The organism is Nocardia sp. NPDC006630 (assembly GCF_040611495.1).
Taxonomy (GTDB): Bacteria; Actinomycetota; Actinomycetes; order Mycobacteriales; family Mycobacteriaceae; genus Nocardia.
On sequence record NZ_JBEXOK010000020.1, the window covers coordinates 65,498 to 88,783 of the forward strand.

The 23,286-nt window shown below is 65.9% G+C and carries 23 protein-coding genes and 1 tRNA gene; 20 read left to right on the top strand and 4 right to left on the bottom strand.

All coding sequences use genetic code 11. The annotated features are described in order from the left end of the window. Positions 1-17 precede the first annotated feature (17 nt). Positions 18-431, top strand: a complete 414-nt coding sequence (locus tag ABZX86_RS38690) for a nuclear transport factor 2 family protein (RefSeq protein ID WP_355131187.1) — start codon at positions 18-20, stop codon at positions 429-431. A 64-nt stretch (positions 432-495) separates the two neighbouring features. Here the strand turns inward: ABZX86_RS38690 and ABZX86_RS38695 are convergent. The 3 genes from ABZX86_RS38695 to ABZX86_RS38705 all read right to left on the bottom strand — a co-directional run bounded on the left by ABZX86_RS38695 (position 496) and on the right by ABZX86_RS38705 (position 2,386). Beyond that, positions 496-568 (bottom strand) — tRNA-Arg (locus ABZX86_RS38695). A 112-nt stretch (positions 569-680) separates the two neighbouring features. Next, a complete protein-coding gene (locus ABZX86_RS38700; protein WP_355131189.1) occupies positions 681-1,427 on the bottom strand; it encodes a DUF305 domain-containing protein in 747 nt (248 codons plus the stop codon). Continuing rightward, positions 1,427-2,386, bottom strand: coding sequence for a DUF3105 domain-containing protein (locus tag ABZX86_RS38705; protein WP_355131191.1), 960 nt, complete (start codon positions 2,384-2,386; stop codon positions 1,427-1,429). The genes ABZX86_RS38700 and ABZX86_RS38705 overlap by 1 nt, the downstream gene beginning before the upstream one ends. A 124-nt stretch (positions 2,387-2,510) precedes the next feature. On the opposite strand from ABZX86_RS38705, the gene argS reads away from it, so the two are divergent. The 6 genes from argS (at position 2,511) to rho (ending at position 11,465) form a co-directional block, all read left to right on the top strand. Then, positions 2,511-4,169, top strand: coding sequence for an arginine--tRNA ligase (gene argS / locus ABZX86_RS38710; RefSeq protein ID WP_355131193.1), 1,659 nt, complete (start codon positions 2,511-2,513; stop codon positions 4,167-4,169). After that, positions 4,170-5,591: a diaminopimelate decarboxylase gene (gene lysA / locus ABZX86_RS38715; protein ID WP_355131195.1), complete on the top strand. Its 1,422-nt coding sequence runs from the start codon at positions 4,170-4,172 to the stop codon at positions 5,589-5,591. It begins immediately after the preceding gene. Continuing rightward, complete coding sequence (locus ABZX86_RS38720) at positions 5,588-6,928, top strand: homoserine dehydrogenase (RefSeq protein WP_355131197.1); 1,341 nt, start codon at positions 5,588-5,590, stop codon at positions 6,926-6,928. Before lysA ends, ABZX86_RS38720 begins: the two co-directional genes overlap by 4 nt. Then, positions 6,925-8,022, top strand: a complete 1,098-nt coding sequence (gene thrC / locus ABZX86_RS38725) for a threonine synthase (RefSeq protein WP_355131199.1) — start codon at positions 6,925-6,927, stop codon at positions 8,020-8,022. Before ABZX86_RS38720 ends, thrC begins: the two co-directional genes overlap by 4 nt. A 28-nt stretch (positions 8,023-8,050) precedes the next feature. Continuing rightward, the gene (gene thrB / locus ABZX86_RS38730; protein ID WP_327146415.1) at positions 8,051-9,004 is read left to right on the top strand and encodes a homoserine kinase; all 954 of its coding nucleotides are present in this window, start codon (positions 8,051-8,053) and stop codon (positions 9,002-9,004) included. 325 nt (positions 9,005-9,329) lie between these two features. Next, positions 9,330-11,465, top strand: coding sequence for a transcription termination factor Rho (gene rho, locus ABZX86_RS38735; protein ID WP_355131201.1), 2,136 nt, complete (start codon positions 9,330-9,332; stop codon positions 11,463-11,465). On the opposite strand, the gene ABZX86_RS38740 is transcribed toward rho, so the two are convergent. After that, positions 11,363-11,794, bottom strand: coding sequence for a hypothetical protein (locus tag ABZX86_RS38740; RefSeq protein ID WP_355131203.1), 432 nt, complete (start codon positions 11,792-11,794; stop codon positions 11,363-11,365). The genes rho and ABZX86_RS38740 overlap by 103 nt on opposite strands. Positions 11,795-12,135: 341 nt before the next feature. Between ABZX86_RS38740 and ABZX86_RS38745 the strand changes: the two genes are divergently transcribed. The 13 genes from ABZX86_RS38745 to ABZX86_RS38805 all read left to right on the top strand — a co-directional run bounded on the left by ABZX86_RS38745 (position 12,136) and on the right by ABZX86_RS38805 (position 23,284). After that, entirely contained in the window at positions 12,136-12,429 is a 294-nt protein-coding gene (locus ABZX86_RS38745; RefSeq protein ID WP_355131205.1) for a hypothetical protein, read from the top strand. 153 nt (positions 12,430-12,582) lie between these two features. Further along, complete coding sequence (rpmE, locus tag ABZX86_RS38750; protein ID WP_297618589.1) at positions 12,583-12,822, top strand: 50S ribosomal protein L31; 240 nt, start codon at positions 12,583-12,585, stop codon at positions 12,820-12,822. Between the two features lie 227 nt (positions 12,823-13,049). Continuing rightward, positions 13,050-14,129, top strand: coding sequence for a peptide chain release factor 1 (gene prfA / locus ABZX86_RS38755; RefSeq protein WP_327144003.1), 1,080 nt, complete (start codon positions 13,050-13,052; stop codon positions 14,127-14,129). 285 nt (positions 14,130-14,414) lie between these two features. Then, positions 14,415-15,290 carry a peptide chain release factor N(5)-glutamine methyltransferase gene (gene prmC, locus ABZX86_RS38760; RefSeq protein ID WP_355131207.1) on the top strand — a complete coding sequence of 292 codons (876 nt, stop codon included), beginning with the start codon at positions 14,415-14,417 and terminating at the stop codon, positions 15,288-15,290. A gap of 94 nt (positions 15,291-15,384) precedes the next feature. Beyond that, on the top strand, positions 15,385-16,050 hold the full coding sequence (locus tag ABZX86_RS38765) for an L-threonylcarbamoyladenylate synthase (RefSeq protein ID WP_327144005.1): 666 nt from the start codon (positions 15,385-15,387) through the stop codon (positions 16,048-16,050). An 11-nt stretch (positions 16,051-16,061) separates the two neighbouring features. After that, positions 16,062-17,255, top strand: coding sequence for an MraY family glycosyltransferase (locus ABZX86_RS38770; protein WP_297618577.1), 1,194 nt, complete (start codon positions 16,062-16,064; stop codon positions 17,253-17,255). An 11-nt stretch (positions 17,256-17,266) separates the two neighbouring features. Beyond that, on the top strand, positions 17,267-17,695 hold the full coding sequence (locus tag ABZX86_RS38775) for a hypothetical protein (RefSeq protein ID WP_327144007.1): 429 nt from the start codon (positions 17,267-17,269) through the stop codon (positions 17,693-17,695). Between the two features lie 271 nt (positions 17,696-17,966). After that, complete coding sequence (atpB, locus tag ABZX86_RS38780; protein ID WP_297618571.1) at positions 17,967-18,815, top strand: F0F1 ATP synthase subunit A; 849 nt, start codon at positions 17,967-17,969, stop codon at positions 18,813-18,815. Positions 18,816-18,889: 74 nt separating this feature from the next. Continuing rightward, positions 18,890-19,132, top strand: coding sequence for an ATP synthase F0 subunit C (locus tag ABZX86_RS38785; protein ID WP_297618568.1), 243 nt, complete (start codon positions 18,890-18,892; stop codon positions 19,130-19,132). Between the two features lie 26 nt (positions 19,133-19,158). After that, a complete protein-coding gene (locus ABZX86_RS38790; RefSeq protein ID WP_355131211.1) occupies positions 19,159-19,710 on the top strand; it encodes a F0F1 ATP synthase subunit B in 552 nt (183 codons plus the stop codon). Positions 19,711-19,729: 19 nt separating this feature from the next. Continuing rightward, positions 19,730-20,542 carry a F0F1 ATP synthase subunit delta gene (locus ABZX86_RS38795; protein WP_355131213.1) on the top strand — a complete coding sequence of 271 codons (813 nt, stop codon included), beginning with the start codon at positions 19,730-19,732 and terminating at the stop codon, positions 20,540-20,542. 76 nt (positions 20,543-20,618) lie between these two features. Further along, positions 20,619-22,259, top strand: a complete 1,641-nt coding sequence (gene atpA / locus ABZX86_RS38800; protein ID WP_327144010.1) for a F0F1 ATP synthase subunit alpha — start codon at positions 20,619-20,621, stop codon at positions 22,257-22,259. A gap of 56 nt (positions 22,260-22,315) precedes the next feature. Beyond that, complete coding sequence (locus ABZX86_RS38805) at positions 22,316-23,284, top strand: F0F1 ATP synthase subunit gamma (RefSeq protein ID WP_327144011.1); 969 nt, start codon at positions 22,316-22,318, stop codon at positions 23,282-23,284. The last annotated feature ends 2 nt before the right edge of the window (positions 23,285-23,286 follow it).

A 23,286-nucleotide genomic window follows, 5' to 3' on the forward strand; every position in this document is an offset into this window, starting at 1 on the left:
CTGATAGGGAATTCACCATGAGCACCGAAGTCACCCGCACCGTCATCACCGACTACATCGAGGCCCTGGCCACCGGCCAGGCCGCCGACCGCCGCGCCGAATTCTTCACCGAGGACGCCACCTGGACCCTGCACGGAGACCTCCCGGTCTCCCGCACCTGGAAGGGCCGCGACGAAATCTTCACCGGCTTCCTCACCCAGATGCTCGCCCGCTTCGACCTCACCGCACCGGTCAGCCAGGAGGTGCACAACGTGATTGCCGACGGCGACCACGCCGTAGCCGAGTGGACCACGCGCGCCACCACCATCGACGGCGCCCCGTTCACCAACCACGTGACCATCGTCTTCCGAATCACCAACGGCCGCATAGCCGAAGCCCGCGAATACTTCGACACCGCCTACGTGGGCCGCCTGCTCTTCGGCCGCGAGTGACACGCGCAGTGATACGAAAAGAATAAGGCCCCGACCATATTTCATGGTCGGGGCCTTGTCGCTGTGCCCTCGGCAGGAATCGAACCTGCGGCCTTCTGCTCCGGAGGCAGACGCTCTATCCCCTGAGCTACGAGGGCGGGGGTGGACCCGCTCGGACTTCTCGACTTTCCGAGTGGGCTGGGAAAGCGTATCGCATCGGGTCCGCTCCGCCAAAAACTGAGGTGTACCGGGTGTTTTGCCCGGTACACCTCAGTTCAGGGGAAGCTGGGCTGCGCCCCGGTCTTTGAGCATCTGCGCCATGAGTTGCGCTTCGCTCGTCTGGGTCTTGACCATGCTGCCCGCGAGGGAGCGGACGGCATCGGTATCGGCGTGCTGTGCGGCGTACTGGATCATCGGCATGCCGCCCTGATGGTGGCGGAGCATCAGCTGCAGGAACAGGGTGTCGAGTGCGGGGCCGGTGGCGGTGCGGAGTGTCGAGAGTTCCTGCTCCGTCGCCATACCGGGCATGGTCTGCACCGGACCGCTGTGCTGTGTGGTGGCGCCGTGCTGCATACCTGACATGCCGGGCATATCCGACATGTCGGACATCCAGCCCATGTACCCGTCGGGGCCGACGAACGGCTTGCCCCACAGCTGCAGCCAGCCCTGCATGCGACCCGCCTGATTCGCCTGCGTGGTGAGAATGTCGTAGGCGAGCCGGCGCACCTCGGTATCACTCGCACCGGCCAGCGCGATGCCGGACATCTGCACCGCCTGCGCGTGATGCACCGACATGTCCTGGCTGAAGCCGACATCCACCGTGCCGGGCGTCTCCTGCGTCTGCCGCAGCGGATTGCCGACCAGAATTCCGGCCGCGAAACCGAGCAGCAGCACACCGATCACACCGAGCACCAGCAGTGCGGGACGCTGACTGCGCCGCGTCTGCTGCACCGGCTCGGCCGGTTCGGTGTCGTCGCTGAAATCCTTCGCCTCGTCGGAGAGCAAGGGCGGCGGCATTACTGCGTCGGAGCCGGCTGATCCGGCACCGTCGGGGCATCGGTCGGCGCCGGAATGCTCGGCACGCCACCCGGCAGGCCGGACAGACCACCGGGGAGACCGGACAGGCCGCCCGGCAGACCCGGAATGCCGCCGCTGGGCATGGTCGGCGCACCGCCGGCGCCGGAGAGCTCGCTCGAATCCTGCTGCAGGCCCTTACCATCCATCGGCACCGCGTCCGGACCCACCGGAGACGGATCGAACGGCGGCGGATTGTCGGTGCTGAAGGTCGGGTTCGCGCAGTCCGCGCCGACCTCCGGGTAGGTGTTCTGGTTCAGGCGCAGCGCGGTGATGAATTCGTTCACGCGCTTGTCGTCGGCCGAGTTCAGCTTCAGCTGATGGCCCCACGACTGCAGCGAAATCGGCGAATCCAGACCGGGATACGGCGACATCAGCGAGTACGGCTTGCCCTGCACCTTCGACTTCAGCAGATCGATGCCGGCCTTGTCGACCTTGTCCGGGTTGTACGCGATCCAGATCGCGCCGTGCTCCAGCGAATGCACGGCATTCTCGGTGCGAATCGCCTTGGAGTACACAATGCCCGTGCACGCCGCCCACGAACCGTCGTGCGGCCCGCCGAAGGGCGGTGCCTGGTCGTACGCCACGCGCTGCGTCGCGGCCACGTGCAGACCGGCCGGGTAGTCCTTCTTGACCACGCCCGAGATCTGATCCGACGGATCCTTCTTCTGGGCGCTCGGCGTGTACTTGTCCGCCTCCTGCTTGTCCTGGATCTTCGGGACCAGGAACGCGGCGATCCCGCCGATCAGCGCGAGCACACACACCACCGCGGCGATCGTCATCCAGGGAATCTGGCGCTTGGTGGGAAGTCTGCCCCCGGTGCCGCCTCTGCGGAAGCCACCGGAAGATTTGCCTGCGGCCTTGATGGCCTTGGCCGACTTGGCACTCGTCCTACTCGGCATAGCTCGTTGTGCTCTCTTCGACGTATCGGACAATCAAACGATGCGGCCGCATCGTTTGCTGGGCGCCTGCCCGGTAGGTGCCCGCTCGCGGCGTTCACCTGCTCAGACCATAGGATAGTTACTCGTGACTCCAGCTGACCTTGCAGATCTCCTTCGCGCAACCGCTGCGAAGGTACTTGTCGAACGCGGATCCGACCCTGCGGTCCTGCCCGACGAGGTCAAGGTGGAGCGTCCCCGTAACCCCGAGCACGGTGACTATGCCACGAATGTGGCCATGCAGGTAGGTAAGCGGGCTGGAATGAACCCGCGCGATTTCGCGAATCTGCTCGCCGAGGCGCTGGGTCAGGCCGAGGGCATCGACGTCGCCGAAGTCGCGGGCCCGGGCTTCCTGAACATCCGCCTGGCCAAGGCCGCGCAGGGCGCGATCATCGAGAACATCCTGGCCGCGGGGGACAAGTACGGCACCGCGGACGTGCTGCACGGTCAGAAGATCAACCTGGAGTTCGTCTCCGCCAACCCGACCGGGCCGATCCACCTGGGCGGCACCCGCTGGGCCGCCGTCGGTGACGCGCTCGGCCGGATTCTGTCCACGCAGGGCGCTGCCGTCACCCGCGAGTACTACTTCAACGATCACGGCGCGCAGATCGACCGCTTCGCCAGGTCGCTGGTCGCCGCGGCCACCGGGCAGCCGACGCCGGAGGACGGCTACGCGGGCGCGTATATCAATGAGATCGCCGACACGATCGTCGCCGCGAACCCGGACGCGCTGAGTCTGCCGGCGTCCGAGCAGCACGAACTGTTCCGCCGCGAAGGCGTCGAGCTCATGTTCGCGCAGATCAAGCAGAACCTGCACGAGTTCGGCGTCGACTTCGACGTGTACTTCAACGAGAGTTCGCTGTTCGCCTCCGGTGCGGTCGAGAAGGCCATCGAGGAGCTCAAGGACTCGGGCAAGCTGTACGAGAAGGACGGCGCCTGGTGGATCGCCAGCACCGAGTACGGCGATGACAAGGACCGCGTCGTCATCAAGAGCGACGGCAATTCGGCGTACATCGGCGGCGATATCGCCTACTTCCACAACAAGCGCGCGCGTGGCTTCGACCTGTGCATCTACATGCTGGGCGCGGACCACCACGGCTACATCGGCCGGCTCAAGGCCGCCGCGGCCGCCTTCGGCGACGATCCGAACACCGTCGAGGTGCTCATCGGCCAGATGGTGAACCTCGTCAAAGACGGTGCCGCCGTGAAGATGTCGAAGCGCGCGGGCACCGTGATCACCCTCGACGATCTGGTCGAGGCCATCGGCGTGGACGCCGCGCGGTACTCGCTGGTGCGGTCCTCGGTGAATTCGAGCATCGATATCGATCTGGGGTTGTGGACCAAGCAGGACACCGAAAACCCGATCTACTACGTGCAATACGCGCACGCGCGCACCTGCAACATCATGAAGAACGCGGAGGCGTTCGATTTCGCTTCGGTGCCGGTGGATTTGAGTCTGCTGACCGCCGACCGCGAGGGTGCGCTCATCCGCACGCTCGGTGAATACCCGCGCGTGGTGGCCACCGCCGCGGAAATGCGTGAGCCGCACCGCGTAGTCCGCTACCTGGAAGAGCTGGCCGGGGTGTACCACCCCTTCCAGTCCGATAGGGAAATGCGGGTACTCCCCATGGGAGACGAACCCGTGACCCCCCGAAACGCCGCTCGTCTCGAGCTGGTCAAAGCCACCCGTCAGGTTCTCGCCAACGGCCTCGCGCTGCTAGGCGTCTCTGCTCCGGAGCGTATGTAAATGAGTGCACATCCCGCTGGTCCCCGTCACGCGGACATCCCGCCCACGCAGAATCTGCCTGAGCGCCCGGAGAATTCGCAGCAGATGATCGATCTGCCCGCGAATGTGTGGCCGCGCAACGCCTCTCGCGATGCCGACGGCGTCGTGCACCTCGCGGGCGTGCCGGTGCACGAGCTGGCCGCCGAGTTCGGCACCCCGCTGTTCGTCATCGACGAGGACGACTTCCGTTCGCGCTGCCGCGATATGGTCCGCGCCTTCGGTGAGGGCTCGCGAGTTCACTACGCCTCCAAGGCTTTCCTGTCCGGCGAGATCGCCCGCTGGATCCGCGACGAGGGCCTGCACCTGGATGTCTGCTCCGGCGGTGAGCTCGCGGTGGCGCTGCACGCCGGCTTCCCGGCCGAGCGAATCGCGCTGCACGGCAACAACAAATCCGTGCCCGAGCTGGAAATGGCCGTCGCGGCCGGGGTCGGCCACGTGGTGCTCGACTCGCTCATCGAGATCGAACGCCTGGAAGCCATCGCCAAGACCGCGGGTCAGGTCGTCGACGTGCTGGTCCGGGTCACGGTCGGTGTGGAAGCGCACACCCACGAGTACATCTCGACCGCGCACGAGGATCAGAAGTTCGGCTTCTCCATCGCCAGCGGCGATGCCATGCAGGCCATTGCCCGGGTCTTCGAATCCGACAATCTCAAGATGGTCGGGCTGCATTCGCACATCGGGTCGCAGATCTTCGAGATCGACGGCTTCGAGATCTCCACCCGCCGCATGCTCGGCCTGCTGCGCGAAGCCGTGGACAAGTTCGGCGTCGAGCGCGCCGCGCAGATCAATGTGCTGGATCTCGGTGGCGGCCTGGGTATTTCGTACCTGCCGCACGAGGATCCGCCGTCGCTGGACGAGTTCGCGTCCAGCCTGCGCCGCATCGTCGCCGAAGAGGCGGCCCGCGCGGGCCTGCCGGTGCCGACCATCGCGGTCGAGCCGGGCCGCGCCATCGCCGGACCGGGCACCGTCACCCTGTACGAGGTCGGCACCACCAAGGATGTGGTGCTCGATGCGGGCGCTCGTCGTCGCTACGTCAGCGTCGACGGCGGGATGAGCGACAATATCCGGCCCGCGCTGTACCAGGCCGAATACGACTGCCGGTTGGTGTCGCGTTCCAGCGATGCCGCGCCCGTCGTCGCTCGGGTGGTCGGAAAGCATTGCGAGAGTGGGGATATCGTCATTCGCGATACCTGGCTCCCGGCCGATGTCGGCCCGGGTGACCTGGTGGCGGTGGCGGCAACCGGCGCGTACTGCTACTCGATGTCGAGCCGTTACAACCTGCTCACCCGGCCCGCCGTGGTCGCGGTGCGAGACGGCAAGGCGCGCTTGATTCTTCGCCGCGAAACGGTGGAGGACCTACTCAGCTTGGAGGTGAATGCATGACCGAGGTAGTAGCCAGTACCAAGAACGGCGTGTGGGGATCGGATCACCCGATCGGAATCGCGGTCCTCGGCATGGGCACGGTCGGCACCGAGGTGGTCCGCATCATTCGCGAGAACGCCGACGACCTCTGCAACCGCGTCGGCGCCCCCGTGGTGCTGCGCGGGGTCGCGGTCCGCGATCTCTCCAAGGACCGCGGTCTTGCGCCCGAGCTGCTCACCACCGATGCCGAAAGCCTCGTCCTGCGTGACGATGTGGACATCGTGGTCGAGGTCATGGGTGGCATTGATCCGGCCCGGAAGCTGATCAAGACCGCACTGGACGCCGGCAAGTCCGTAGTCAGCGCCAATAAGGCGCTGCTCGCCGATCACACCGGCGAATTGGCCGGCGCCGCCGAGTCCCACCGTGCCGACCTGTACTTCGAGGCCGCGGTCGCCGGTGCGATCCCGGTGCTGCGCCCGCTGATCCAGTCGCTGTCCGGTGACCGGGTGAACCGGGTGGTCGGCATTGTCAACGGCACCACCAATTTCATCCTCTCGGCCATGTCCGAAACCGGCGCCGACTACGACGATGTGCTCGCCGAGGCCACCCGCCTGGGCTACGCCGAGGCCGACCCGACCGCCGATGTGGAGGGCTTCGACGCCGCCGCCAAGGCCGCGATCCTCGCCTCGGTCGCCTTCCATACCCGCGTGACCTCGGCCGATGTCTATCGCGAGGGTATTTCCAAGATCACCTCCGAGGATCTGGAGACCGCCGCCGCCGTCGGCTGCACCGTGAAACTGCTGGCCATGGCCGAGCGCGTCCGCGGCGAGGACGGCAAGGAGAGCGTCTCCGTGCGCGTCTACCCGGCCCTCATTCCGCGCAAGCACCCGCTCGCCTCGGTCAGCGGCGCCTTCAATGCCGTTGTCGTGGAAGCGGAGAACGCCGGCCGCCTGATGTTCTACGGGCAGGGCGCCGGCGGCGCGCCGACCGCATCGGCAGTCATGGGCGATGTGGTCATGGCGGCACGCAACAAGTTCTACGGTGGCCGTGCCCCGGGTGAGTCGGTTTATGCTGAGCTGCCGATCGCCGCGGTCGGTGATACCCCCACCCGCTACCACGTGAACATGCAGGTCGCAGACCGTGCAGGTGTACTGGAAACGGTCGCGGGCGAATTCGCCAAGCACGGGGTCAGCATCTCGACGGTCCGCCAGGAAGGCCATGATGCGGGCGCACGCCTCGTTGTGGTGACCCACCACGCGCTGGAATCGGCCCTGGCCGATACCGTGGCCGCGTTGGCCGAACTGGACTCCGTCACATCCGTGACCAGTGTTCTGAGATTGGAAGGCACCGAGGAATGAGTACGACAGCGCGCGCCGCGGCCGAAAAAGGCGCCGCCACCCCGTGGCCGGGCCTGATCGCCGCGTATCGGGATCGGCTGCCGCTCGGCGCCGACTGGGAACCCGTCACGCTGTTCGAGGGCGGCACCCCGCTGGTGCCCGCCACGCACCTGTCGGAATTGACCGGGTGCGAGGTGTACCTCAAGGTCGAGGGCGCCAACCCGACCGGTTCCTTCAAGGACCGCGGTATGACCATGGCCATGACCGAGGCCAAGGCCAGCGGTAAGAAGGCCGTGCTCTGCGCCTCCACCGGCAATACCTCGGCCTCGGCCGCCGCCTACGCCACCCGCGCGGGCCTGTCCTGCGCGGTGCTGATCCCGCAGGGCAAGATCTCCATGGGCAAGCTGGCCCAGGCGGTCATGCTGGGCGCCAAGATCATTCAGGTCGAGGGCAATTTCGACGACTGCCTGGAACTGGCGCGCAAGGTCACCGCGGAATTCCCCGAGGTCGGCCTGGTGAACTCGGTCAATCCGTTCCGCATCGAGGGCCAGAAGACCGCCGCCTTCGAAATCGTGGACGTGCTCGGCAAGGCCCCGGATGTGCACGTGCTTCCGGTCGGCAATGCCGGAAACATCACCGCGTACTGGAAGGGCTACAGCGAGTACTTCGCCGACGGCATCATCGGGGCGCGCCCGCGCATGCTCGGTGTGCAGGCGGCCGGAGCGGCTCCGCTGGTGCACGGCGCGCCGGTGAAGGATCCCGAAACCATCGCCACCGCAATCCGAATCGGTGCGCCCGCGTCCTGGAATCAGGCGATGGCGGCCAAGGAGGAGTCCGGCGGCGCGTTCCGGGCGGCCACCGACGAGCAGATTCTCGAGGCGTACCGCCTGGTCGCGGCCACCGAGGGCGTATTCGTCGAACCCGCCTCCGCGGCGTCCGTCGCCGGTCTGCTGGCCGCCCGCGCGGAGGGTTGGCTGGACGCGGGCCTGACCGTGGTCTGCACCGTGACCGGCAACGGTCTCAAGGATCCGGACAACGCGCTCGCGGGCATGCCCGAGATCAAGCCCATCCAGGTCGACCCGATCGCCGTGGCGCACGCACTCGAGCTGGCCTGAGTTGAATTCGCGCGACGCCCAGCAGGTCATCAGCCGGACCCTGCCCGCGGGACTCACCGTCACCGTGCGGGTTCCGGCTTCCAGCGCGAATCTGGGACCGGGTTTCGACTCTCTCGGAATCGCTTTGGGGCTCTACGACGAGATCACGGTGTCCACCACGGACTCCGGGCTCACCATCCGGGTGGAGGGTGAGGGCGCCGACGACGTGCCCTGGGGCCCTTCACATCTGGTGGTCCGGGCCATCGAACGTGGTCTGCAGGCCGCGGGCGTCTGGGCGGACGGCCTGGACGTGGTGTGCCGCAACGTGATTCCCCATTCGCGAGGTATGGGCTCTTCGGCCTCGGCGGTGGTCGGCGGTCTCGCCGCCGGCCGCGGCCTGGCCGCGAAATTCGATGCGGGACTGGCCTACGGCGATGACGTCATGGTGCAGCTCTCCTCGGAATTCGAAGGTCATCCCGACAATGCCTCCGCCAGTGTGCTGGGCGGAATCGTGGTGTCCTGGACCGAAACCGACCATCCGGCCGTCGTGAACGGCGCGACCGACCACAACCCGCGCGTGTACCGCGCGGTGCGTGTCGTGCCGCATCCGTCGCTGCGCCCGGTGGTGCTGATTCCCGAAGAGCACTCCTCCACCGCGCATACCCGCGGACTGCTGCCCGCGACGGTGCCGCACGTGGACGCCGCGTTCAATGCGAGCCGGGCCGCACTGGCCGTCATCGCCCTGACGCAGCGCCCTGACCTGCTGCTCCCCGCCACCGCGGACCGGCTACACCAGGGTTACCGGGCCTCGGCGCTACCGCTCACCACCAAGTGGATCGACCGGCTGCGCGAAGCCGGAATCGCCGCCACCGTGTCCGGCGCCGGACCCACCGTATTGGCCCTCGGGACCAGCGAATTCCCTGCGGAACTGCACGAACTCGCGCTCGCCGACGGCCTGCGCGTGCTGGAGCCGGGCATCGCCGAAGGCGTATCGGTCGATTGACAGCGCGCCTGCCTTGCCGATGTAAAGGGTGGGAGCTATCCTGAGCGAGTCCGTACATCGTGCGCGTCAGACGCCGGTGCTTCATCAGGGCAAATCGCTCCAGAGGCTCCTTGCTCAGGCTCGAGGCTTGAGGCTCGAAACTTGGGGGTAGCCAGTTCACTGGAATGATCTCTCCCACCTTTTCACTCGGTGGCGAAGCCCACGCGCTGGTACACCCATCGCCCCGGCGCGCCGCGCGGTACGGCATCCGAGTCCGGCATACGACCGGACTGCAGGAGGAACCCTCGAACAGGCACACGGCAGTCGAGGGAAGGAAAGGATTTCCGTGACAGATACGGACCTGCTCGCGACACCCGGGGTGGAAAGTGATTCAACCTCCTCGGATCGCGAAAGTGACTCCGGACAGATTTCGAAGATGAGCGAACACACTGACGTCGCACGATCGGGGCTGACTGGAATGTTGTTGCCGCAATTGCGTGCGCTTGCGGGAGAACTCGGTATTCGAGGGACTTCCGGGATGCGTAAGGGTGATCTCATCGCCGCCATCAAGGAGAATCAATCCGGCGGCGCCAAGGCTGTCGCAGTGGTCGGCAAGGCCACCACCGCGCGAAATGCCAAGGGCAAGGGCGAAACCGGCGGGGAGTCCGAGACGGCTGCTGCCGCTCCGGCGAAGGCCGAGAATTCTTCCGCGAAGGCCGATAACGCCTCCGCGAAGGTGGAGAAGGCTGAGAGCTCTGCCACCAAGGCCGAGGATGTCCGGGTGAAGGCCGAGGTTCCGGCGTACAACGCCGCGCCCACCCGGGAGGACTCCGCCGAAAAGTCCGCTGAGCCGCGTGAGGCCAAGCGGGACGAGAACGACGGCGCTCGCGCCGAGGGCGGCGACGACAGCCGGGACGGTGGCCAGCGCGGCCGCGGTCGCCAGCGTCGGGGCCGCGAGCAGCGGGTCGCCAACGGCAGCAATGCCAATGCGAACACCAATGCCACTGCCGAGACCACTTCCACTCCCGCGGAGACCTCCGCCGGCGAGTCGAAGCCGGAGCAGGAGGGTGGTGAGCGTCGCCGCGAGCGCAATAACAATCAGCAGTCGGGCGGCCAGAACCAGCAGAACAACCAGAACGGCACCGCTCGCGGCGGCAATAACAACGACCGCGACCGTAACCGCGCCGCCGCTGCCGATGACGACGAGGAAGGCGGCCGCGGCCGCCGGGGTCGTCGCTTCCGGGAGCGTCGTCGTGGGCGTGACCGCGATGGCGTGCCGGGTGCGGGTGAAGCCATCAGCAGCCGGGAGACCCGGGAACTGGAGATCCGCGAGGACGATGTCCTGCAGCCGGTCGCCGGAATTCTCGACGTGCTCGACAACTACGCCTTCGTTCGCACCTCCGGCTATCTGGCCGGCCCGAACGATGTGTACGTGTCGATGAACCTGGTCCGCAAGAACGGCCTGCGCCGCGGTGACGCCATCACCGGCGCGGTGCGTGCTCCGCGCGACGGTGATCAGAGCAATCAGCGGCAGAAGTTCGATCCGCTGGTGCGCCTGGACACGATCAACGGTTCGGATATCGAATCCGCGAAGCGCCGTCCGGAATTCCAGAAGCTGACCCCGCTGTACCCGAATCAGCGACTGCGCCTGGAAACTCAGCCCAATAAGCTGACCACGCGCATCATCGACCTGATCATGCCGATCGGTAAGGGTCAGCGTGCGCTGATCGTGTCCCCGCCCAAGGCGGGTAAGACCACGATCATGCAGGACATCGCGAATGCGATCGCCGTCAACAACCCCGAGTGCTACCTCATGGTTGTGCTGGTGGACGAGCGTCCCGAGGAAGTGACCGATATGCAGCGCTCCGTGCGCGGCGAGGTCATCGCCTCCACGTTCGACCGCCCGCCGGGCGATCACACCTCCGTCGCCGAGCTCGCCATCGAGCGGGCCAAGCGGCTGGTGGAGATGGGTCAGGACGTCGTCGTACTGCTCGACTCGATCACTCGACTGGGCCGTGCGTACAACAACTCGTCCCCGGCGTCGGGCCGAATCCTTTCCGGTGGTGTGGATTCCACCGCGCTGTACCCGCCCAAGCGGTTCCTCGGCGCGGCCCGCAATATCGAGAACGGTGGCTCGCTCACCATTATCGCCACCGCGATGGTCGAGACCGGTTCCACCGGTGACACGGTGATCTTCGAGGAGTTCAAGGGCACGGGTAATGCCGAGCTCAAGCTCGATCGCAAGATTGCCGAGCGCCGCGTGTTCCCGGCGGTCGACGTCAACCCGTCCGGCACCCGCCGCGACGATCTGCTGATGTCACCCGACGAAGCCGGTGTGCTGCACAAGCTTCGGCGCGTGCTGTCGGGTCTGGACTCGCATCAGGCCATCGACCTGCTCGTCGATCGACTCAAGAAGACGAAGAGCAATGCCGAATTCCTGATGACGGTCTCCAAGACCGCCCCGAACGCCATCGACGAATAAGTCTCTGGCGCAGGAGCATCGACAACAGCCCCGCTTCGGCGGGGCTGTTGTCGTATCCGCACCGGGCGCGGGCTGTAGAAGAACAATCCGATCAGGGCCGCGCCGATGATCATGAAAGCCAGAATGGTTGCTGTCACAGCACCGGCCGGGATATCGGAGATATTGACCGCGGTGTAGGTCAGCGTGCCATCGCCCGCAGGTGGGGTGGTGGCCGATGTCTGGCCCCCCACCGCGGCGGCGGATTCCCCCGGAACCGTGTACCAGCCCGCGACAACGATCAAGGCCAGCAGTCCCAGCACCGCCCCCGCAGTGGCTTCTTTCCTGTTCACAGCTGTCCTTCCCGTAGGCGCAGGTTCTCACCTCGCACTACTCTATGAACAACGGTGTTCGCATTCCCGAGTAGCGAACTACTCGTCTTCAGCCTGGCTCGAGGACTGTGAACGTGCGTGCCCATAATTTCTTGGGGGGGTAACTCCGGGGCGCCCAACTAACCATAAGCCCGCTTCGCTGTGTCCCAGCTGGGAGTTCGGATGCGGATCCCTGAGAGCGAGCCGTGAGGATTATCTGGCCTCGAAGGATTTTTCCGGCCCCTCATTTGCAGGATCTGCCCCGGTGTGAGCCCCTTTCCCGCTATTCTGAAAAGCTCATACTTCAGTTTGGGGGATATGTTATGCGCAGCACACTCAAAACAGTGATTGCCGCAGCGGTCGTCACTGTCGGCCTGGTGGGTGGCTCAGCCGTCGCCTCCGCCGGGACTCCACAGGCCACGGCCGATTCGGGATCGGCCCTCAGTGGATCGGCCTCATCGGCCCTCAGTGGGTCAGCCGCCGGTAGCGCCCAGATCCCCTATGGCACCGTCGATACCGGTTCCGGCCTTCTGAACGCGATCCTCAACTACAACACCATGGCCCTGTTGAAGGGGCTGGGACTCTGGAACGCACCGCCGTACTGCGACGTGTGCTGACCGGCGTGCGCTCCCGCGGTGCGGTGTGGTCGCAGGGAGGCCTGGAATAAGTGGTGACCCCTCGACGTCTATAGTGGTCAGTCGGCAACCATGCCTAGTCGGTTCCGGTTCACGTCTTCATGAAGGCGACCCGGGACTATTCGAAAGGACACCATGAAGGCAGGAATTCACCCCACGTACGTCGATACGACGGTCGTGTGCGGCTGCGGCAACACCTTCCAGACCAAGAGCACCAAGGAGTCGGGCCAGATCACGGTCGAGGTCTGCTCCCAGTGCCACCCGTTCTACACGGGCAAGCAGAAGATTCTGGACACCGGTGGCCGCGTGGCTCGCTTCGAGGCGCGCTACGGCAAGCGTGCGTCGAAGGCCCCCGAGGCCAGCGAAGCCAACTAGCTACCCTGTCGACGCCCGTCCTGCACTCAGCAGGCCGGGCGTCGCTGCATTTTCTGCCTCCGCTTCGCTGCGGCGGGTTCGCGGCCCCGGGAGTCTCGTTCTTCCCTCCCTCCGCTCCTCCGCTTCGCTCCCCCGCTCCACTCAGTCCAGAACGAGACGGGCCGCGAACATGAGGGGTTGGAGTGGCCTGGAAACTAGTTGTAAGCCCTACCCGAGGAGCAACCGCGATGGCTGACAAAACAGCCCCCAACGCGATCGACGACATTCTGGCCGAATACAGCGGCCTCGAACTGCAGCTGTCCGATCCCGCGCTGCACAATGACCCGGGCGCGGCCCGGCGGGTGGGCAAGCGCTTCGCCGAACTCGCCCCGATCATGTCGGCCCACAAGAAGCTGACCTCCACCCGGGACGATCTCGCTGCCGCCGAGGAGTTCGCCGCCGACGATTCGTCGTTCGCGGCCGAGGTGCCCGGACTGCGCGCGCAGGTGGAGGAGCTGGAGAAGACGCTCACCGATCTGCTCGCCCCCCGCGATCCGCACGACGCCGATGATGTTGTGCTGGAAGTGAAGTCGGGTGAGGGCGGCGAGGAGTCGGCGCTGTTCGCCTCCGATCTGGCCCGCATGTACATCCGCTATGCGGAGCGGCACGGGTGGAAGGTCGAGGTGCTCGATGCCAATATCACCGATATGGGCGGCTACAAGGAAGCCACCATTTCGATCAAGGCCAAGGAGCCGTCCCTGGACGGTGTGTGGTCGAAGCTGAAGTTCGAGGGCGGTGTGCACCGCGTACAGCGCGTGCCCGTCACCGAATCGCAGGGACGCATCCACACCTCGGCGGCCGGCGTGCTCGTCTACCCGGAGCCGGACGAGGTCGAGGAGGTGCAGATCGACGACAAGGATCTGCGCATCGACGTCTACCGCTCCTCCGGTAAGGGCGGTCAGGGCGTCAACACCACCGACTCCGCCGTCCGCATCACCCACCTGCCCACCGGCATCGTGGTGACCTGCCAGAACGAGCGCTCGCAGCTGCAGAACAAGATGCGCGCCATGCTGGTGCTCAGTGCCCGGCTGCAGGCGCTCGCCGAGGAGCAGGCCGATCAGGAGGCCGCCGCCGGCCGCGCCACCCAGATCCGCACCGTCGACCGCTCCGAGCGCATCCGCACCTACAACTTCCCGGAGAACCGCATCGCCGATCACCGCATCGGTTTCAAGGCGCACAATCTGGATTCGGTACTCGACGGCAACCTCGACGACCTCTTCACCGCCCTCGGCGAAGCCGACCGCGCCGCCCGCCTCGCCGCGGAGTAAGGCTGTACCGCCTCCTGTACCGCCTCCCCGGAACTTCGGCGCGCGGCTGGGAGCCGTGGACCTCGAGCACGCGTGGTGCGGTCTGATACCGCACCTGTTTCGGGGGTACCCGGGGAGTTACCCATATCCTCACGAAATCAGTTGTCCCGTCCCGAATCAGGGTTGTTCGGGTCCCGGATCTGGGAAACTCCGGGGGACGCCCAGAGATCTCGTGTGGCACCTCATCGAGGTCCGCAATGAAAGAATTGAGGCACCCAAGTGGTCGGCAGAAGTCCAGGGGCGGCGGTGCCGAGCCGCGCGCCGTTGCGTCCAGTGATTCTCGAGGCCGTCGGGATCCTGCGAGAGGCCGGGGTGCACAGCCCCGGGGCTGATGCGGAATACCTTGCGGCACATGTGCTCGGCGTCGATCGTATGCGTCTTGCCCTGGTCCCGGTGGTGACCGCCGATCAGCTCGAGGAGTTCCGCAAGCTCGTTGCTCGCCGCGCGGAACGTGTTCCGCTGCAACATCTCACGGGCACGGCGGCCATGGGCGAGATCGATTTGGCCGTGGGCCCGGGCGTTTTCATTCCGCGCCCGGAAACCGAACTGATCTTCGCCTGGGCGCTGGGGCAACTCGAAGCCCTCGGCCACGAGCATCAGCCCGTCGTGGTGGATCTGTGCACCGGTTCGGGCGCCCTGGCCCTGGCCATTGCGCACGCCCGCCCCGATGCCCAGGTGTACGCCGTGGAGCTGGATCCCGAGGCGCTGGCCTGGGCCCGCCGCAATGCCCTGCAGTTGGCGGACGAGGGCGACACCCCCATCGATCTGCAATCCGGCGATGTCGCAGATCCCGCGCTCCTGGAAGAACTCGACGGCCGCGTGGACGTAGTCGTCTCCAATCCGCCCTACATCCCGGAATCCGCGCAGCTGGATCCCGAAGTGGCAGACCACGACCCGCACCGCGCCCTCTTCGGCGGCCCCGACGGCCTGGACGTCATCCGCCCGATGATCCCCACTATCGCCCGCCTGCTCCGCCCCGGCGGCACGGTCGCCATCGAACACGACGACACCAACGGCTCCGGCGTAGCTGCTCTTCTCGCGGCGGAAGGCGCCTTCGCCGCGGTGCTGGAACACCCGGACCTGGCAGGCAAACCCCGCTTCGTGGTCGCCCGGCGCACCTGAACCGAAACCCCGCGAGGGTCTTTTTGTGCTTGTTCCTCGGGTTAAGGCTGCCGCGGCGATGGGTGGCCCGAGGTTCCGTGCCAAGATGTTGCGCGTGAGTACCGTCTATGACTGTGCCGATTCCGATTCTCGCGCCGCCGGAGTGATCGCGGCGCGGAGTGCGCTGAAATCGGGGCGGCTGGCTGTGATTCCGACCGATACCGTGTACGGCCTGGCCGCTGACGCGTTCGACAGCCAGGCTGTGAGTGCGCTGCTGGCCGCCAAGCGGCGCGGGCGGGATATGCCGGTGCCGGTGCTGGTGGGTTCGTGGACCACCATCGACGGATTGGTGTTCTCGGTGCGCCCGCAGGCGCGCGACCTGATTCGCGCGTTCTGGCCCGGCGGGCTGAGTCTTGTTGTGCAGCAGGCGCCTTCGCTGGCCTGGGACCTGGGTGACGCCCGTGGGACGGTCATGCTGCGGATGCCGCTGCACCCCGTCGCGCTGGAGTTGTTGCGCGAGGTCGGCCCGCTGGCGGTCTCCAGCGCCAATGTGTCCGGGCAGCCGGCGGCCACCACCGCCGCGGAGGCGCGTGCGCAGCTGGGCGATCTGGTCGGCGTGTATCTCGACGGGGGACCGGCCGAGCACGGCCTCGCCTCCACCATCGTCGATCTGACCTCCGATGCCCCGCGCATTCTGCGCGAGGGCGCCGTGCCCACGGACAAGCTCGCGGAGGTCCTCGGTATGTCGCCGGAGGAACTGCTGTCCCAGAGCACGCGGTGACGGCCCGATAGATGCTGTTGAGTCAGGGCGTATTCAGCCAGGGCGCGGTCGTCCCGCTGCGGGAGCTGCTGCTGGTGCTGTTCGTCGCATCGGTGGTCACCTACCTGTGCACCGGTGGAATCCGGGTGGCGGCCATCGCCTTCGGTGCGGTGGCGGTACCGCGCGAGCGCGATGTGCATGTGAAGCCGATTCCGCGCATGGGCGGTGTGGGCATCTATCTGGGTCTGCTGATCGCCGTCCTGTTCGCGCATCAGCTCCCGGCGCTGCGCCGCGGATTCGACTATCCCAAGGACATTCCGGCGGTGCTGGCAGCGGGCACGCTCATCGTGCTGGTCGGCATCATCGACGACCGCTGGGGCCTGGACTGGCTGACCAAACTCGTCGGCCAGGTGACGGCCGCGGGCGTGATGGCGGTGATGGGCCTGAGCTGGGTCGCCATCTACAACCCCTTCACCAATGAGACGGTGGTGCTGGATCCGCTGCAGGGCGGTCTGGTGACCGTGGGCATCACCGTCGTCATGATCAATGCGATGAATTTCGTGGACGGCCTGGACGGTTTGGCCGCGGGTCTGGGTTTCATCGCCTCGATCGCGGTGTTCGTGTTCACCGCGGGCCTGCTCTACGAAGTGGGCGGCGCGACCGACACCTATCCGCCCGCACTGCTGGCCGCGGCGCTCGCGGGCGGCTGTCTCGGATTTCTTCCGCACAATTTCCAGCCCGCGCGAATTTTCATGGGCGACTCCGGTTCCATGATGATCGGATTGATGCTGGCCGCGATCTCCACCGGCGCTTCCGGCCGAATTCCGCTGCAGGGTTACGGCCCGCGCGACATCGTGGGTCTGTTGTCACCGCTGTTGCTGGTGGGCGCCGTGATGTTCATTCCGGTACTTGATCTTGTTCTTGCCATCGTGCGCCGCGTGCGCGCCGGTGTGAGTTTCTCCACTCCCGACAAAATGCATCTGCATCACCGCCTGTTGCAGATCGGCCATTCGCATCGCCGCGTCGTACTGCTCATCTACTTGTGGGTGAGCGTGCTGGCATTCGGCGCCGTCGGCACCTCGCTGATGGATCGCACCGTGGTGGTGCTGTTGTTCGCCGCGGGCCTGGTTTTCGCCCTGATCGTCACCGCGGTGCCGTCCTGGCGGGAGCTGACGGACCGGGCCGCGCGCAAACCGCCGCGAGGTCCGGATGTCGCGGCCCGGTAGAGTTCGTTGACGTGAGCACGCCTTCTACCCCCGATCATGACGCCCCGCTGCGGGCGGCTCTGCGCTACGGCCTGATGGGTTTGGCTGTGCTGGTGGTGGTTTCGGCCATCCTGTCGTCGATCATCGCCGGAATGCCCGGTCTGTGGGGCGCCCTGCTGGGCGCGGCCCTCGGCGGCGGCTTCATTCTGACCACCGCCGCCTCGGTGCTCTTCAGCGCGCGGCTCGAGTCCGGTTTGCAGGGCATCGTGCTGCTCGGCAGCTGGGTCGGCAAGCTGCTGCTGGCGGTCGTGGTGATCGCCGTACTCAAGAAATTCGACTTCTACAGCTCCGGGGCGCTCTTCTTCACGGTCGTGGGAGCCCTGCTCATCGTGCTGGGTGCGGAGACGTACGGCCTTCTGCGGCAACGGGTTCCGACCGTCGAGGTGGAACGCGAGCTCTAGCTCGCGACACCGTTCACGAACTGTTTGGGCCACCCCCTACACGTTGTCGTAGATAACTTGATAAACTCTTTACTTGTAGCCGACCGAAGCACAAGGGGGGGGTCACCTGAGACCCGCCTGAGAGCAGGTTATGCTTACTGCCGTACCAGACCCTTAGGGTTTTGGTTCTGCACCGTCGACGATGTCGCCGACGCGCGTACAGACGCCCGGGCGAGAGCCCCTCAGCTGCTGACGAACTTCGAGCCGACCTGAGTCGACCACCAGATCGTCAATGTCCGATCGAACCGCAGGGAAAGAATTCCCTGCGGCCCGACCACGGGAGAGAACGCTGAGCGTCACCATTTTGGCGGGCGAGTTCCACGCGCCGTCGCTTAACGACTTCTTCCCTCCAGCAGTGCTGTTCGAGGGGACGCCTTTCGAGCTCGACCGTTTGATGCTCATTCGCATCGTGATGGCGGCCGTTCTCTTGATCGTGATGTTCGCGGCATTCCGGCGGCCGCAGCTGGTTCCGCGCGGACTGCAGAATGTCGCGGAAACCGGTCTGGTCTTCGTCAAGGAACAGATCTGTGACGAGGTGCTGGGCAAGGAAACCGGTAAGAAGTTCCTGCCGCTGATCTCCTCGATCTTCTTCGCCGTGCTGTTCCTGAACTTCTCCAGCATCATTCCGGGGTTGAACATCTCGTCGAACGCGCGCATCGGTATGCCGCTGGTGCTGGCCGTCGTCGCCTACCTGACGTTCAACTACGTCGGTATCAAGAAGTACGGCTTCTTGAAATACATGCGCTCGAGCATTGTGGTGCCGAATGTGCCTCCGGCACTGCATCTGCTGCTGATTCCGATCGAGTTCATCTCGACCTTCGTGCTCCGCCCCTTCACCATGACCGTCCGACTCATGGCGAACATGCTGGCCGGCCACATCATGCTGGTGCTGTTCTTCAGCGCCACTCAGTTCTTCCTGTTCGATGCCGTCCCCTGGATGAAGGTGTTCTCCCCGTTCTCGCTGCTCGCGGGTCTGGGCTTCACACTCTTCGAACTCCTGGTGATCTTCCTGCAGGCGTACGTGTTCGCGCTGCTGACCGCTGTGTACATCGGTCTCGCGCAGCACGCCGACTCACACTGACCGACCGGTACAACACCAAAACCTGCCTTACACGCCGCCCGGCGGGTGGGCGACAGAAAGGGAATGAGACACACATGAGCACCTTCGCGACCCTGGCTGCAGACGCTGCTCCTACGGTTAAGGGCTACGGCGCCATCGGCTACGGCCTGGCCGCGATCGGCCCCGGCATCGGTGTAGGCATCGTGGTCGGTAAGGCCATCGAGGGCATCGCCCGTCAGCCCGAGCTGCAGGGCACCATCCGGACCACCATGTTCCTGGGTATCGCGTTCACCGAGGCCCTGGCACTGATCGGTCTCGTCGCCGGCTTCATTTTCTGATTCCGGCATAAGACTAGGAATCAACGATGAACAGCATGTATTTGCTCGCGGCCGAGGAGGACATCAATCCTCTCGTCCCGAAGACGTATGACATTTTCTGGTCTGCTGTCGTCTTCATCGTTATCGCTTTCGTCTTCGCCAAGTACGTGATTCCGCGCCTGACCAAGGTGCTGGACGAGCGTTCGGAGAAGATCGAGGGCGGTATCGCCAAGGCGGAGGCCGTGCAGGCCGAGGCCCAGGCCACCCTGCAGCAGTACCAGGAGCAGCTGGCCGAGGCTCGCCTCGAGGCTGCGCGCATCCGTGAGGAGGCCCGCACGCAGGGCCAGACCATCCTCGCGCAGCTGCGTTCGGACGCACAGGCCGAGGCCGACCGCATTGTCGCCGCGGGTCACCATCAGCTGGAGGCACAGCGCCAGCAGATCGTGACCGAGCTGCGGTCCGAGCTCGGCCGTACCGCTGTCGATCTGGCCGAGAAGATCATCGGTCAGTCGGTGGCCGACGAGGCCAAGCAGTCGGCGTCGATCGACCGGTTCCTCTCGGAGCTGGATTCGACCGCCGGCATCGGGGTCGGAAGGTAACGAACCGAAAGTGGGAAGCATGTACGCAGCGAGCCGCGAGGCGAGTTCCCGTGCGCGGGAAGCTCTTCGGTCCGCTCTGACCGGAAGCGACACAGTCGCGGCCACGACGGGCTCCGAACTGTTCGCCGTTGTCGCCGTCCTCGACGACCAGCGCTCGCTGCGTGTGGCGCTCGCGGATAAGTCGGTGTCCAGCTCTGCCCGCGCCGAGCTGGCCGAACGCCTCTTCAGCGGCAAGATCAGTGCGGCCACGCAGGCGGTGCTGATCACCGCGGTGGCCCAGGACTGGTCCCGTGCCCGCGATCTGGTCAACAGCCTGGTGCTGCTCGGCCGCGAAGCGCTGCTGCGCGCCGCGGAGGATCGCGGCCGCCTCGGCGCCGTCGAGGACGAGCTGTTCCGGCTGGGCCGGATCGTCGACGACAACCCCGATCTCGAGCAGGCACTGACCGATCACGGGCAGCCGGTCGCGGCCAAGCGTGAACTGGTGCAGAGCCTGCTCACGGGCAAGGTCGAGGACATCACCCTGGAGCTGGTCCAGCAGGCCGTCGCTCGCAGCAAGAAGGGCGATATCGGCGAGGCTTTCGACCATCTGTCCGACCTGGCCGCATCGCTCCGGGACGAGATCGTGGCGCATGTTCGCTCCGCGTCGGCCCTGACGACGCAGCAGCGTGAGCAGCTCGCTGCTTCGCTGCAGCGAATCTACGACAAGCCCGTCACGGTGCACGTGCAGGAAGACCCGAGCCTGCTGGCCGGTGTCGTCGTGCACGTGGGCGACGACGTGATCGACGGCAGCGCTATCGGCCGGCTGCAGCGCTTGCGCCAGTCCCTGGCCTAACCCGGCGAGCCGGGCAGTGCGCAGAGCGCGCCATCAACACACCGACATTCGAGACCACAGCGAGAGCAGGAAGAACATGGCGGAGCTGACGATCTCCCCCGATGAGATCCGTAGCGCGATCGAGAGCTACACCCAGAGCTACACCCCGGAGACCTCCATCGAGGAAGTGGGTGTGGTCACCGACACCGGCGACGGTATCGCCCACATCAGCGGCCTCCCGTCCGCGATGTCCAATGAGCTGCTGGAATTCCCCGGCGGCAAGCTGGGCGTCGCGTTGAACCTGGAGGACACCGCGATCGGTGCCGTCATCCTGGGTGAGTTCGACACCATCGAGGAAGGCCAGCAGGTCCGCCGTACCGGCGACGTGCTCTCGGTCCCCGTGGGCGACAAGTTCCTCGGTCGCGTCATCAACCCGCTGGGCGCCCCCATCGACGGCCTCGGCGATATCGAAGCCGAAGAGCGTCGCGTGCTCGAGCTGCAGGCCGCCACCGTGCTGGAGCGCCAGCCCGTCGGCGAGCCGCTGGCCACCGGCATCACCGCGATCGACGCGCTGACCGCCATCGGCCGCGGCCAGCGTCAGCTCGTGATCGGCGACCGCAAGACCGGTAAGACCGCGGTCTGCATCGACGCCATCATCAACCAGAAGGCCAACTGGGCCACCGGCGATCCGACCAAGCAGGTGCGTTGCATCTACGTCGCGATCGGTCAGAAGGGTTCCACCATCGCGGGCGTCAAGGCTGCCCTCGAGGCGCACGGCGCAATGGAGTACACCACCATCGTCGCGGCCCCCGCGTCGGACTCCGCCGGCTTCAAATGGCTTGCGCCGTACACCGGTTCGGCCCTCGGCCAGCACTGGATGTACCAGGGCAAGCACGTTCTGATCGTTTTCGACGACCTGTCGAAGCAGGCCGAGGCCTACCGCGCCATCTCGCTGCTGCTGCGCCGCCCGCCGGGCCGCGAGGCGTACCCGGGTGACGTCTTCTACCTGCACTCGCGTCTGCTGGAGCGTTGCGCCAAGCTGTCCGACGAGCTGGGCGCCGGTTCCATGACCGCGCTCCCGATCATCGAGACCAAGGCCAACGACGTGTCGGCGTTCATTCCGACCAACGTCATCTCCATCACCGATGGTCAGGTCTTCCTCGAGTCGGACCTGTTCAACAAGGGTGTGCGACCGGCCATCAACGTCGGTATCTCCGTCTCCCGTGTCGGTGGCGCCGCGCAGACCAAGGCCATGAAGCAGGTCGCCGGTTCGCTGCGTCTGGAGCTGGCCTCCTACCGTGAGCTGGAGGCGTTCTCCGCCTTCGCCTCCGATCTGGATGCGGCCTCGCTGGCGCAGCTGGAGCGCGGTGGCCGCTGGGTCGAGCTGCTCAAGCAGGACCAGTACGCCCCGGTCGCAGTCGAGGACCAGATCGTTTCGCTGTTCCTGGTCGACGCCGGCTACTACGACTCGGTGCCGGTCGGCGACATCCGCCGCTTCAACGGCGAGCTGCTCGAGTACCTGCACGGCTCCGTGCAGTCTTCCTTCGACGCCCTCCAGGGTGGCGCGAAGAAGATCGAGGGCGACGCCGCGGACGCGATCAAGGCCGCGACCGACAAGTTCAAGCAGGGCTACCTGGCTTCGGACGGCAGCCGCGTCGTGAACGAGGCCGAGGCCGGCAAGCTCGATCACGAAGAGGTCGAGTCGCTGTCCGTCACTCGTAAGCACGTCGAGAAGTAATCGGGCGAGCCAATGCGACTGTCTGACTTGACGAATGAAGGGAGTGTGAACCGCTAATGCCAAGCGTGCGCGAATTGCGCTCCCGCATTCGAAGTGTGAGTTCGATCAAGAAGATCACCAAGGCGCAGGAACTGATCGCGACCTCGCGAATCAGCAAGGCGCAGGCCCGGGTCGCGGCTGCCAAGCCGTACGCGGAGGAGATCACCAAGGTGCTCGCCGAATTGGCAAGCGCCAGTGGCAATCTCACGCATCCGCTGCTCACCGAGCGGCCGAACGCGCGTCGTGCCGCAGTCCTGGTGATCACCAGTGACCGCGGTATGTGCGGTGGTTACAACTCCAATGTGCTCAAGCGCACCGAAGAGTTGCTGACCCTGCTGCGCTCCGAGGGCAAAGAGCCCGTCCTGTACGTGATGGGCGCGAAGGGGCTGACCTTCTACACCTTCCGTCGCCGCGAGGTGAACGGTTCGTGGACCGGGTTCTCCCAGTCGCCCAATTACGTGGACGCGTCCTCCGCGTGCAACCACCTGGTCGAGGCGTTCATGGCGGGCGCCGACGGCGAGGTACCGGCCCCCAACGGGGCGGGCACCATGGCCGGCGTCGACGAACTGCACATCGTCTACACGCGTTTCGTGTCGATGCTGTCGCAGGTCCCGGAGGTGCGCCGCTTGGCGCCCATCCAGGTGAGCTTCGTGGACGAGAACTACGAGCTGGGCGAAGACAGCTTCACGGATGGCAATTCGGATCCGGTCGCACAGTACGAGTTCGAGCCGGATGCAGATGTCCTGCTGGGCGCGCTGCTGCCGAAGTACATCAACACCCGGATTTATTCGTCGCTGCTCGATGCAGCGGCATCGGAGTCGGCTGCGCGCCGCACCGCGATGAAGGCGGCCACCGATAACGCTACGGATCTGGTGAATTCACTGACCCGTACCGCGAACTCGTTGCGCCAGGCCGGAATCACGCAGGAAATCACGGAAATCGTCGGCGGCGCAAACGCGCTCGCGGCGAACTCGGACCGCGACTAGAG

Bases quoted from the DNA above. Each gene is read 5' to 3' on its own strand.
- ABZX86_RS38785 (WP_297618568.1), top strand. From the start codon at position 18,890: ATGAGCACCTTCGCGACCCTGGCTGCAGACGCTGCTCCTACGGTTAAG.
- thrC (WP_355131199.1), top strand. From the start codon at position 6,925: ATGAGTACGACAGCGCGCGCCGCGGCCGAAAAAGGCGCCGCCACCCCG.
- atpA (WP_327144010.1), top strand. From the start codon at position 20,619: ATGGCGGAGCTGACGATCTCCCCCGATGAGATCCGTAGCGCGATCGAG.
- ABZX86_RS38770 (WP_297618577.1), top strand. From the start codon at position 16,062: ATGCTGTTGAGTCAGGGCGTATTCAGCCAGGGCGCGGTCGTCCCGCTG.
- ABZX86_RS38745 (WP_355131205.1), top strand. From the start codon at position 12,136: ATGCGCAGCACACTCAAAACAGTGATTGCCGCAGCGGTCGTCACTGTC.
- ABZX86_RS38700 (WP_355131189.1), bottom strand. From the start codon at position 1,427: ATGCCGCCGCCCTTGCTCTCCGACGAGGCGAAGGATTTCAGCGACGAC.
- lysA (WP_355131195.1), top strand. From the start codon at position 4,170: ATGAGTGCACATCCCGCTGGTCCCCGTCACGCGGACATCCCGCCCACG.
- ABZX86_RS38690 (WP_355131187.1), top strand. From the start codon at position 18: ATGAGCACCGAAGTCACCCGCACCGTCATCACCGACTACATCGAGGCC.
- atpB (WP_297618571.1), top strand. From the start codon at position 17,967: ATGTCCGATCGAACCGCAGGGAAAGAATTCCCTGCGGCCCGACCACGG.
- rpmE (WP_297618589.1), top strand. From the start codon at position 12,583: ATGAAGGCAGGAATTCACCCCACGTACGTCGATACGACGGTCGTGTGC.
- ABZX86_RS38805 (WP_327144011.1), top strand. From the start codon at position 22,316: ATGCCAAGCGTGCGCGAATTGCGCTCCCGCATTCGAAGTGTGAGTTCG.
- ABZX86_RS38790 (WP_355131211.1), top strand. From the start codon at position 19,159: ATGAACAGCATGTATTTGCTCGCGGCCGAGGAGGACATCAATCCTCTC.
- prfA (WP_327144003.1), top strand. From the start codon at position 13,050: ATGGCTGACAAAACAGCCCCCAACGCGATCGACGACATTCTGGCCGAA.
- ABZX86_RS38720 (WP_355131197.1), top strand. From the start codon at position 5,588: ATGACCGAGGTAGTAGCCAGTACCAAGAACGGCGTGTGGGGATCGGAT.
- ABZX86_RS38795 (WP_355131213.1), top strand. From the start codon at position 19,730: ATGTACGCAGCGAGCCGCGAGGCGAGTTCCCGTGCGCGGGAAGCTCTT.
- ABZX86_RS38705 (WP_355131191.1), bottom strand. From the start codon at position 2,386: ATGCCGAGTAGGACGAGTGCCAAGTCGGCCAAGGCCATCAAGGCCGCA.